The organism is Methylomarinum vadi, assembly GCF_000733935.1.
GTDB lineage: Bacteria > Pseudomonadota > Gammaproteobacteria > Methylococcales > Methylomonadaceae > Methylomarinum > Methylomarinum vadi.
The window spans coordinates 3,835,709-3,847,962 of the sequence record NZ_JPON01000001.1; the positions used below are offsets into that span (position 1 = coordinate 3,835,709).

Genomic DNA, 12,254 nt, shown 5'->3' on the forward strand with positions numbered 1-12,254 from the left:
AACTTAGACAGGGATGCTCCGGAGCCCCGAACCGCAGAGCGGTTTAGACTGCGTTCCCACGCAGAGCGTGGGAACGAGTGTAGGAAAATTATTTCCTACTTCATCCTAAGTTAAGCCGTCTTGTCGTCATGCCCTAAAAGGCACAAGGATAATGCCGACATCCAGATTACATGGATATATTCAATGTCAGCCATACTTGGCTTCAACTTAATGGCGGTGACGCAAAGCGTAGAAACCATTTAAGCTAAGAAACGTTAGGAGCGGGTTGAATAACCCGCCCCGCTTAAATTGCTAATGAGTTATGCGTCGTTTCTTGGGAACTTGCCGCCCCGAATCGGTCATCACCAAATCCACATATTCTCTTTTCTGTTCTGGTCCATAACTGACATGTATGGGCCGGTCATCGCCGTAAAAGTACAATCGATCGAATGGGGTGTTTTCGGCGATCCAGTCGGCGACTTCGCGCATGTCTTCGTCTTCGACGATGAAGTCGACGGCGGCGCCCAGGCGCGGGCAAATGAGATTCTTGCGCGTATTGAGTTCGTGCACGGCATGTTGATCGAGTTTTGGCGCAACCCGTTTTTTAATCAATCTGCCTAATTCGTGTGAACAGAAGCCGTAAGTTAGCCGAATCATGCCGAAATAGTCGATGACCGGATCAAGTATGTGGGTGGCTAATTCGTAAAGCGCGGTGTAGCTGTCGGCTTGTTTGGGTAGATTGGGCAAGCCGCTGCTGTGCTGGGTTTCGCCGCATTCGATCAGTTGGCGATAGGTGAGATAATTGCCGCACGGATTGTCGAGGCTGGGCAGGCTGCGGCAGCGAATCAGTTCGAAATCGTTGATTTCCCAGCGGTGTTGTTCCAAGGTTTGTTGAAACTCTTCGGGTTTTGGGCCGTATCCGCTTAAATCGAACAAATTCAAAGCTTGCAGCTGTTCGTCGAAGTTAAGTTGTTCTGCGTAATGCGAGAATTCCTCGTTTATGTAGCGAGACTTCAGATAGAGATACGTCGGTTCGTATTCGTCGCCGTATTGATACAAGTCGAACGTTTGGGCGCGCAGATTGATTTTGACGCGTTCGAGCAGGCGAGGTAACGGTTGATTTTCAAAATCGTCGTAACGCATCAAGCTGAGTTTGCCGGATTGGCTATGGATCTTGATTAAATCGGTTTGTTCGATATCGCCGTAAAGAATGGTTGCGCAACCGATATAGATTCTTAACACAGCGGGCAGTTGCTGTACGACGCTGGTGTGTAGATGCAGGGCATTTTCGTCGTCGAGATAGCCTAAGCCTTGTTCGGTGGCCTGTTGGCAATTGGTTTCAATGAGTTCCGCATTGCCGATTTGAAATAGTACGGTTTGAGCTTGGGCAAGCGCCTCTTTGTAATCGCCGAAGAAGGCCTTGATGTCTTTTTGCAGGGTTGCATCCAAATGTTTGTAGGCTTTTCGTTTGGAAAAGGTTTGCAAGGCGAAGTAGGTGAGCAAGTCATCGATGCGGCTTAGGCGGGCCTGTTCTAGCATGTCTTCATCAAACTGATTCAGCATGAAGCGCAGGGCTTTGTTGGCAGTGCCGAAGGCTGCTGTGAGTTCGACCAAGGAATCGATTTCAGTCTTTTCCGGCAGGCGTCCTAGTTCCAGAGTTTGTTGCCACAGCGGATCGAGCAAATGCCGGTAGGCCCGGTATTTTTCCTCGTTGCGCGATAGTTTTGGTTCGGCGGGCGACGATGGGCGTTGTGTCAGGCGCAGGAGATTGCGACGGCTGCGTTGGCGATCGAGCAAGAAGCGTTGTTCGGCGTCTTTGTCCTTGAAAACAAAGAAGATTCCGGGGGCGACCGGAATCGCGTCGGTGTCTAAGGTTTCGCTGAGGAATTCCTTGAGTTCGGTCTGGGTGAAATATTTCTGAAAGGTATTGCGCTGCGTGATGACGCCATCGTTGAAAGCTTGCCCTTTCAAGGCGTTCTGGTTAAACAGCATGGCCGAAACGACTAAGACTTGTTGGGTTAATTCGTAGGCACCTAATAAGGCTTCCAGGCGTTCCTGGATATTCTCGATAACGTTGATGACAAAGCCTAGGTTGACGATATCGGCTCTTTGCTTGGGTTGGTCGGGGGCATAATGCGGGTCCCAACCGGATACCTGAATGTCGTTGGCGCTGAGATTGCGAATATCGTCGCCCTTGCCGCAGCCGTAATCGAACACGGATAAATTACCGTCTAAAAACCCATGTCGGGCCAGACATTGCATCGGAGCGGATAGATTGCTGCGCGAGAGTGCGGTCAAGTGGCGTGAGATTTGGTTGGTTTGGACGGCTTCATTGGGTTGTTCAATATCGCTTTCCAGATTGCCGATTGGCATGAATTCGCCATCGATCAACCGAAAGCCTTTTTCGGCAATCAGGTTCTCCCAGGCTTGTTTAAAACCAATTGCGACCGGATTATCGAACAGGCCGAGTTGTTCGGCGGTAGCGGTGAGTTCCTTGTAGTCTGAAACGCGCGGATGCTGTTCGCTCAGCAACAGTTCCTTGCGATGCAGGATAGGCGGGTTCAACGAGGTGTCATAATTGCGTTTTTCGACGCGATGTTGGTCCAGGTCGATACGGTAACTTTTGTTCAATACCGGAAACGGGGTATCGAAAAAGTCCAAATAATAGAGCAAGGACAGTCTTTGGCTGTTGAGATCGCATTTGACGACGTTGTAATCGACATCCGCTCGAACCTGAGCCAAGCGTTCCGCCTCTGCTATTTTCGCCTGAATTTTAGACGCTTGCTCGGGCGTTAAGCTGGTATGCCAATAAACGTTGTTGACGACTTTTTTACCTAACATGACTCTACTCTATGCGAATCGACCACGGTGCCGGGGGAGCTAAGTAGCCAGGATGGAGCTTGCGGAATCCGGGGCTCCGTTTTCCCGTATTTCGCTTACGCTGCATACGGGCTACACATTTAACATCGATAACCGGTTACATTAGTTAAGTAGCCCGGATGGAGCCTGCGGAATCCGGGATGGTGCCGCAATTTCCCCGCTGCATACGGGCTACGCAACATCGATATGACCGATTAAATCTGAGCGAGCTCTCTTAAGCGGGCGACTTCCTCGATAATGATTTGTCCGGCTTGTCGGATTTCTTTTTCGGTCGTGTAACGACCCAAGCTTATCCGGATGGCGCCGTAGAGTCTATCGCCTTCGATTCCCATTGCACGCAAAACATGCGAGGCTTCGATCGCGCCGCTGTTACAGGCCGAACCCGAGGAAATGGCGAGTCGATCCCGTAATGCGATAATGAGTGAGTCGGAACCGACCTGGTCGAAACTGACGTTGATGATATTCGGCAATATGTGGTCCTGGTCGCCGTTAAGGGCGACCCCGTCGATTTGTTGCAAAATTTCTAATAACGTTTGCTTCAAACGCTTGCAATGCGTGAAGTCTTGGGCAATCTGTTTATGAGCAAGCTTAAAAGCGGCCGCCATCGCATTTATTTGATGGGTGGGCAAAGTGCCGGGGCGCAGGCCCTGTTCTTGACCGCCGCCATGCAATAACGGCGTCAATCCGGTTTGCTTACGATTGCGAATATACAGGCAGCCGATGCCTTTGGGGCCGTAAAATTTATGCGCCGACATCGATAGTAGATCGATAGGCGTAGCCGATAGGTCGATTGCTAATTTTCCCGCGCTTTGGGCGGCATCGACATGGAGAAATAGGTCTTTATCGGCAAGCGCCTCGGCGAATTCCTCGATCGGTTGTATCACGCCGGTTTCGTTATTGACGTGCATGATCGACACCAGAATCGTCTCGTCCGTGATGGCGTTTAAAAGGTCATTCAAGTCTATGCGGCCATCGCTGTTAGGGCGCAAATAGGTGATTGAGAAGCCTTGAGTTTCCAGAGTTTTGCAGGTGTCTAAAACCGATTTATGCTCTATGGCCGAGGTAATGAGGTGTTTGCCTCGGTCTTGATAAGTTTGCGCGATACCTTTAATGGCAAGATTGTTGGATTCGGTGGCGCCTGATGTAAATACAAAATCCCTGGCTTTAGCGCGCAATAATTCGGCGATTTCATTACGCGCCTGTTCGACAACCGCTTCCGCGGTTTCGCCAAAACAGTGTTGAATGGCTGAAGCATTAGCGAATGTACCTTTTTTTGTTAAATAAGGAAGCATTGCCTCTACGGCTTCGGGCGCCATTGGCGTGGTAGCGGCGTAATCGAGATATATAGGTGTATCCAAGGTTAGATATTTAGGTTGCTAAAGTAACAGAAAGCATTCTAACAAAATTAACAAAAAGGTATGTTGCGTAAGAAATTCGAGTCTACATGAAACGATGCGAGTGTTCTTAATTCGTGAGAAGTAAACTTATGATCATCAATATTGCTTAACCGCGTTTCTCAATGTTTCGGCAATATCATCGCGCAAAGTTTTTGGCCCCAACACTTCAATTCTGTCTCCCTCGCCGAGAATCCACCAGCGCAGTTGCCAGGTATTCGGCAATTCCGCTTGAAGGATCTTGTAGCCCGGATTGTCGTCTTCGGTGATCGATTGCGAGGCATGCAAAGGCGTTTCTTGAAGGGTATCGGAGAGATTGTTAACGATTCTGGCTTTAAATAGAATCGATTCGCCCGACCCGAAGTGACCTCGTTTTTGTGCGTAATGATTCAGGTTGAAACCGCTTTTTTGTCGACTGCCGTCTTCCAGTGAGTTGGCCGATAGGATGCGGTGCAGCGCATAAATATAGGCGTCTTCATAATCGTTGGCCATCGCCACCAAATAGGTGACCGGCCCTCGCTGGATCAGGCCCAATGGATGCAAACGATAGGTTTTTTCCTTGGCTGATTCACGATGAATCGACTGATAGGTGACTTCAAGTTGTTTTTCTTTGATCAAGGCTTCGTGTACCGTCGCCGATATGGCGGAATCGATATCGGGCGGTAACAGCGTTTGCGCCGGTTGTATCACGCTGATTTTATCCGGCCAATGGGTGACTTGGCTTTTCTTGTGCAAGTCCAGAGTCTGCTGGGCTTTTTCAAATAAATCGTTTAGCGATTGGGTGAGCAATACCGGTAACGATTGGCCCAGATAACGTTCGACCATCACCAATGACAAAGCCTCCGGCAACGTCAAGCCGGTGCTTGGCTCGACATCGGTTCCGACCCAGCGGTAACCGAAGGGTAAACCGTTGACGGGGCCTTCGTCGCCTTTGCTGTTGTCGTTGACTTCCAACTGCGGATGCAGCGGCAACAAGGCTTTTAAATCTCGCCGAATATGGTGGGCGGCTACGTCGTATCCCTGTGCCGTTAAATCCCGGACAATTTCGCTTCCCGTCACCCAACGTAGACTTTTACCGCTAAGGCGGCGAATGCTTTCCAGAACCAGACTGCGTCGTTGTTGCGTTGCTTGGGATTTCTGCTTACTCATGTCGTTGCTTCCCTGTATGAATGAATTGATCGAAGGCGTAGGAATTTCAAAAACGGTTTAACCCTGACGCAAAATGTTAGGGCTGGATTGTATGCTGAATGTCGAGTTCGATGCGAATAACCATGTTTGATTATCAGGAGCGCGCTATGTACAGTTTAGCCTTTGAATTGGGTTTCGATCATTATCGGTTTCAATTACCGCTGGATATTTCCCGTTTTGCCGATCGGCACCGGGAAGAAATACGCAATGGTTATGCGGCCGCCAAATACCAGCAGGTCAGTCGAAAAATGCCGGACATGTTCGAGAAAAAACTGCTAAGCATTCGCGACAGAGCGTTGGTTAAGGAGCTGGACGTGACGATTACCGCCAGGGATTTAATGCGCGAATACGAAAAAACCAAAGGCGTCTGTCCCGTCACCGATGTGCCTTTTACCTTTGCGGAAAATGCCGACACCGATTGGTCGGTCGATCGAATCGATAACGATCGCGGTTATTGTCCGGATAACATCGTCATCGTATCGGTCATCGTCAATCGCTCGAAATCGGATTTAGACCTTTCCGGATTGATCAAGGGCGCGTTAGACGACCATAGCCAGGATGAAGAGGGGTTGTCCGGCCGGGAATGGTTTCGCATGGCGAAGTTTTATTTTAAAAAAATGCCGCAAACGAAACCGCTGAATTTCTGCCAACTATTGTCCAATACGCAGCGTTTGTTCGATCAATTGGTGTTCTTGCAACTGTTCCACCATACCGATCCCAATTCCAGGCGATTTTTAAAACAGCTCGGGCGCTATTGCAACAAAGTGTCGATCAAAAAAGCGGAAAAGTTGGCCAGTAAACGCGTTTATCACCGGGCGGACATTGCGCCCGAGGTGTTGTACGACAGCCCAAAACTGTATGCGCAGGTTCAGTTTTTCATCCAGGTCATTCGCCGACACAGCCAGGAATTCGACGGCTTATTGCTGAATTGTTTGTTGGCTTAAAATATCGTTCGCAACGCTGCATGATCCCGATTAGGTTTACAATATATCCATGAAATTCATCCATACCTCCGACTGGCATCTCGGGCGCCAGTTTCACAATGTTTCCTTGCTTGAAGACCAGCGCCATGTGTTGGCGCAGTTGATCGGCCATATCGAACGCGAAGCGGTCGATGCGGTGATCGTTTCCGGCGATATTTACGACCGCTCGGTGCCGCCGGCGCTGGCGGTCGAGCTGCTCGACGACGTGTTGCATACCATTTGCAGCGAACTGGGCGTGCCGGTGCTGATTATTCCCGGCAATCATGACGGCGCCGAACGGTTGCGCTTCGCTTCGCGGCAACTCAGTAAAGCCGGCCTGCATATTCTCGGCGATCTCGGCCGGATCACCGAGCCGGTGGTGCTTTGCGATGTCGCTTTTTACGGCATTCCGTACAACGATCCCGAATCCGTCCGCAACCGCTTCGGCGTCGAGGTGACCGGCCACGACGAAGCGCACGGCTATCTCGTCGAACAAATAAAGGCGGCGAAAGCGGGCAACAGGCCGGCCGTGCTGCTGAGCCATTGTTTCATCGACGGCGCGACCGAGTCCGAATCCGAGCGCCCCTTATCGATCGGCGGCGCGGACCGGGTCGACGCCGAACCGTTCGCGGATTTCGATTATGTCGCGCTCGGTCATCTGCACAGCCCGCAATGGAAAGGTTGCGAGCACATCCGTTATTCCGGCTCGATTCTGAAATACAGTTTCTCCGAACAGCATCATAACAAGGGCGTGACCCTGGTCGAGCTGGACGGCAATGGTTTCAAATCCGCCACCCACTTATCGCTGCAGCCGCTGCGCGACATGCGCGTTCTGGAAGGCGAACTGGCGACACTGATCGAACAAGGCAAAACCGATCCCAACAACGAAGATTATCTGTTGATCAGGCTGGCCGACAAGCATGCGATCCTCGATCCGATGGGGAAATTGCGCGAGGTCTATCCCAATGTATTGCACTTGGAAAAGCCGGGCATGATGGAGACCGGCGAACAACGTGCCGACCGGGAAAAGTTGAAACGCGGCGAACTGGAGATGTTTCGGGACTTTTTCCAACAGGTCGCGGGACAGGAATTGACGCCGGAGCAGGACGAGGCCGTCAGACGGACCATCGCCACGCTGCATAAAGGCGAAGGAGAGCGTGTATGAAACCCTTGCAACTGACGCTGCAGGCCTTCGGGCCTTTTGCCGGCACGGAAACGATAGACTTCGAAGCCTTGGGCGACAATCCGTTGTTTTTGATCAACGGTCCGACCGGCGCCGGCAAGAGTTCGATCCTGGATGCAATTTGTTTCGCTTTATACGGACAAACGACCGGCGCCGAACGGGAGGCGGCGCAGATGCGTTGCGATTTTGCCGAGGCCGATGTGCTGACCGAGGCGAGGTTGGACTTCACGCTGGGCGACAAAACCTATCGCATTCGACGTATCCCCGTTCAGGAACGACCCAAAAGCCGGGGGGAAGGAACCACCACCCAGCAAGCCGAGGCCCAGCTATGGCAGCTCGACGGTTCCGCGGACGGCAGGCTGATGGTCGCCAAAAGCGTCACCGATGCCACCGAGAGCATCCGCACCCTGATCGGTTTGGATGTCGATCAGTTTCGCCAGGTCATGGTGCTGCCGCAGGGCAAATTCCGCGAATTGTTGCTGGCCGATTCGAGAGAGCGGGAAAAGATCTTCGGCCAATTGTTCCAGACCCATATCTACAAGCGCATCGAGGAGCAATTGAAAGCGCAGGCGGCCGGCATCCGCCAGGAAGTGGAGCAGCACCGCAACCAGATCAAAGGTATTCTGCAAAGCGTCGAACTGGGCAGCGAAGCGGAGGTCGACGAGACATTGGCCGCGCTGCAGCCGGAACTGTCCGCTGCGCTTAAGCAAAAGGAGCAGGCATTAACACGGCAGCAACAGGCCGCGCGCGATAAAGAACAGGCCATGATGTTGCAAGGACGTTTCGACAAACTCGCGGAGAAAGAGCGAGCGTTGGCTGCTAAGCGGGCATTGGAACCCGAGGTGAAAGCTCAAAAGAAGCGGCTGCTGCAGGCGCAACAAGCCGATAAAATTCGCCCTATGTTCGACAACTTCCGGGCCAAGGCGGATGAGCTGAAAACATTGGATCAGCAATTGTCCGGCAGCGAGAACGCTATTCGCATCGCGGGAACCGAAGAACAAACCACCAACCGTCAATTGCAGGAAGCCAGGCAGTCCTTTGCCGAAGTCGATGAGCTGAAAAAACGGCAAGTTGAATTGCAACAACATGAAGCTCGTATCGTCGAGCTGGCGACGGCGCGAGCGGCGCTACGGCAAGCCGAAAAAACGCTGGTGATCGGCAAAGAGGCCTTGCATGCACAGAAAAATGAAGTGCAAGCATTAAAAGAAGAGCAAGCCGAGAAAGAGGCGCGAGTGGCGGATATCGCCGTCGAGCTGGAAGCGTTGGCCGACCAACAGATCGAACAGGAAGCCTTGCGGCAGAAGCTCGAGCAACGCAAGCAGTTGGAAGAATGTCGGCGCCAGCAAACGCAGCTGATCGACAACGAAAATGAATGTGGGGCCAGGTTCGAGTCTAAAAGAAACGAATTCGAGACACTGCAGAAACAGGCACGGCAAACCGAACTGGCCTGGCATTCGGGGCAGGCGGCTTTATTGGCCAGCCAACTTAAGACCGGCGAGGCGTGTCCGGTCTGCGGCAGCAAGGAGCATCCGGCGCCCGCCACGGCGGCTAAGGACGAGTCTTTAGTCACCAAACAGCAGGTCGACGAGGCGCGGGCCATGGAAAATCGCGCCGCCGAAGTCATGCAGCAAGCCAAGGAGGCATGGGATGCCGCCCATCACGAAGCCGGCAGCAAGGCCAAGGAAATCGCGCAACTGGAAACGCAATTGGCGCAACTCGCCGAACAACCGCTGGAGAAAATGACGGAGGCGTACAATCAGGCGGCAGCCGAGGTGCAAAGATTGCTCAAACGGCAACAAGAACAGAAAGCGCTCGATAGTCGGCTAGCGGAGATCAAACGATCACTGAAGGCGATGGAAACCACGTTGGCCGAGTTGGAAGCCAAGGTCGATGCCGATAATGAGCAGTTCATCGGTGCCCGTTCCAAAGCCGAGCAACTGGAACAACTGTTGCCGGAAGCCTACCGCGAACCCAAGGTCCTGGCCGATGCTTCGGCATCGTTGCAAGCGCGTATCACAACGTTAACAGACGCCGTTGAAGCGGCCGAGCAGATCCATGCCGAGAAACGCTCCAATCTGGACAAGGCCATTTCCAGAAACGAGGCCTTGAAAGAACGCCATGCGGAGTTGTCGACGCAACAAACGGAAGTCCGACAGCGTTGGCATGACGCGTTGGAAAACAGCGACTTTGCCGATGAAGAGGCTTTCCAGCGGGCTTTGTTGCCGGAAGCAGAGCAGCAACAGTTGAAAATCGCCATCGAACAATTCCACACCCAGTTGACCGAGCTGAAAAGTGCCGTCTCCGACCTGCAAGCGGAACTGTCGGAACAAACAGCGCCCGATATGGCGGCTCTCGATCATCAAATTACCGAAAAAACCGCTTTGTTCAAGCAAGCCGACGAGGCCTGGCGTAAATTGGAAGCGCGGCATAACCAATTGCAGGATGTTAAGGTCAAGCTGGGCAAAGCCCATCAAAAACATCAAGCCCTGGAAGCGCAATATGCCGTTTACGGCACGCTCAGCGAGGTGGCCAACGGCCAGACCGGCAATAAGATCAGCCTGCAGCGCTTCGTGTTGAGCGTGCTGCTCGACGACGTGCTGATCCAGGCTTCGGCGCGCCTGAACCAGATGAGCAAGGGCCGTTATCGCTTGGTGCGCAAGGAAGACCGTGCCAAGGGCAATAAAGCGTCCGGCCTGGAGCTGGAAGTGGAGGACGGTTATAGCGGCAAAACCCGGCCCGTGGCGACGCTGTCCGGCGGCGAATCGTTCATGGCGGCCTTGTCGCTGGCGCTGGGTTTGTCCGATGTCGTGCAGTCCTATGCCGGCGGCATCAAGCTCGATACCCTGTTTATCGACGAAGGGTTCGGCAGCCTCGATCCCGAATCGCTGGATTTGGCGATCAGAACGCTGATCGACCTGCAAGCCAGCGGTCGTATGATCGGCATCATTTCCCATGTCAGCGAATTGAAGGAACAGATGGCGCTGCGGCTCGATGTCGTCAGTTCGCGCCATGGCAGCACCGTTCGCACGGTCGGGTTTTCATAAGTCCGTAGATGCGCCGAACCACGGCGAAGTTTTGGGGGAATCGCGGTGTGACTGGCATGGTAGTTCGTAGCCTGGATGCAACGTAGCGGAATCCGGGAATGGCGTGTTTCCGCGGTCCCGCATTCCGCGATGCTTCACGCGGGCTACGAGCTATTCCAGCAACAGTTGCCTGTTGACGGGTCAATAGGCAAAAAACGAACAAATAATGAGTTCGTTTACCAGGGAGGGTGCGCTCAAAACATTCCTGTCGCCTGGATTCCGGCAATCCCTGCCGGAATGACCGACTTATATAAAATTTGTAGCCTGGATGCAGCGAAGCGGAATCCGGGATGGCGTGGTTCCGAGTTCCCGCATTCCGCGATGCTTCACGCGGGCTACGGGTCTATTTTTTCCGATAGTTGAATTGGATGAATTTGTTGTAAGAGACAGGAGGAATATCTCGAGCACTCAATCTGGATACGTGGTTTGCCGACAAGAAGAGCCCATTGAGGGCGTAACTCAATAAACCTTCGGCGATACCGGAGGTAACTTAATTCCCTCGGTCGCTTATAATGACAGACCAAATTGCGAAATCCGAAAAAGAGCGGATGACAATACTCTTTTGATATTTATTATGGTGAACCATAACCCCGACCAATGACCGAGGATATCCAACAAATCATTCTTAACGCCACCCAAGCCGAAACCATGCACGAAATCGGCGTCATTCAAAGCCTTTGGAGCGGTTACGGCAGTATCGTCCGTTACGGATTGACTGGCGGTGCGGCGGACAGCGTGATCGTCAAGCATGTTCAACTTGCCGCTCAGGGGAATCATCCGCGCGGCTGGAATACCGATATATCGCACCAACGGAAAATGCATTCCTACCAAGTCGAAACGGCTTGGTATCATCACTGGAGCAAGCATTGCGACGAATCTTGCCGGGTGCCCGCTTGTTTGGCGTTTATCGAACGCAACGACGAACTGTTGATCGTGCTGGAAGATCTCGATGCCGCCGGTTTCGCCGAACGCCGCTCGCAGGTAAACGAGGTTGAAATGCAAACCTGTTTGAGTTGGTTGGCGAATTTTCATGCCACTTTCCTGGGCGAACGACCGGAGGGGCTTTGGCCGACCGGCACCTATTGGCATCTACAAACCCGGCCCGACGAATTGGCGGCCTTGGACGATAGCGCGTTGAAAAATGCCGCCGAGGCCATCGATCGAAAACTGCGCAGCAGTCCATTCCAAACCTTCGTTCACGGCGACGCCAAACTGGCCAATTTTTGCTTTTCCCGCGACGGCCGAAATGTCGCGGCCGTCGATTTTCAATATGTCGGCGGCGGTTGCGGCATCAAGGACGTGGCTTATTTCATCGGCAGTTGCTTGGACGAAGACGAATGCCAGCAGCATGAGGAACGATTACTGGACAGTTACTTTCAAGTCCTCAAGAGCGCCTTGCCGGCCAAAGGCAAAGCAATCGATGCGGAAGCCATCGAAAAAGACTGGCGGGCTTTGTATCCGGTCGCGTGGACCGATTTCCATCGTTTCTTGAAAGGTTGGAGTCCGGGTCATTGGAAAATCCACAGTTACAGCGAACGTCTGGCCCGCGAAGTCGTCGCGCAATTGAACGGTTAATGGGGGAGAA

General features: G+C 52.7%; 7 protein-coding genes. 4 read left to right on the forward strand and 3 right to left on the reverse strand.

The genetic code is table 11. From position 1 onward, the window contains the following. Positions 1-291: 291 nt before the first annotated feature. From EP25_RS0119150 to EP25_RS0119160, 3 genes are all read right to left on the reverse strand, one after another. On the reverse strand, positions 292-2,820 hold the full coding sequence (locus EP25_RS0119150) for a DNA phosphorothioation-associated putative methyltransferase (protein WP_031435346.1): 2,529 nt from the start codon (positions 2,818-2,820) through the stop codon (positions 292-294). Positions 2,821-3,053: 233 nt separating this feature from the next. Continuing rightward, positions 3,054-4,217 carry a cysteine desulfurase family protein gene (locus EP25_RS0119155; RefSeq protein WP_031435347.1) on the reverse strand — a complete coding sequence of 388 codons (1,164 nt, stop codon included), beginning with the start codon at positions 4,215-4,217 and terminating at the stop codon, positions 3,054-3,056. A 135-nt stretch (positions 4,218-4,352) separates the two neighbouring features. Further along, positions 4,353-5,402, reverse strand: a complete 1,050-nt coding sequence (locus EP25_RS0119160) for a helix-turn-helix transcriptional regulator (protein WP_031435348.1) — start codon at positions 5,400-5,402, stop codon at positions 4,353-4,355. 146 nt (positions 5,403-5,548) lie between these two features. On the opposite strand from EP25_RS0119160, the gene EP25_RS0119165 reads away from it, so the two are divergent. The 4 genes from EP25_RS0119165 (at position 5,549) to EP25_RS0119185 (ending at position 12,244) form a co-directional block, all read left to right on the forward strand. Further along, entirely contained in the window at positions 5,549-6,385 is an 837-nt protein-coding gene (locus EP25_RS0119165; protein WP_031435349.1) for a hypothetical protein, read from the forward strand. Positions 6,386-6,434: 49 nt separating this feature from the next. Continuing rightward, complete coding sequence (locus EP25_RS0119170; protein WP_031435350.1) at positions 6,435-7,568, forward strand: exonuclease SbcCD subunit D; 1,134 nt, start codon at positions 6,435-6,437, stop codon at positions 7,566-7,568. Next, a complete protein-coding gene (locus EP25_RS0119175; RefSeq protein WP_031435351.1) occupies positions 7,565-10,630 on the forward strand; it encodes an AAA family ATPase in 3,066 nt (1,021 codons plus the stop codon). The genes EP25_RS0119170 and EP25_RS0119175 overlap by 4 nt, the downstream gene beginning before the upstream one ends. Positions 10,631-11,266: 636 nt before the next feature. Next, a complete protein-coding gene (locus EP25_RS0119185) occupies positions 11,267-12,244 on the forward strand; it encodes a phosphotransferase (RefSeq protein ID WP_031435353.1) in 978 nt (325 codons plus the stop codon). The last annotated feature ends 10 nt before the right edge of the window (positions 12,245-12,254 follow it).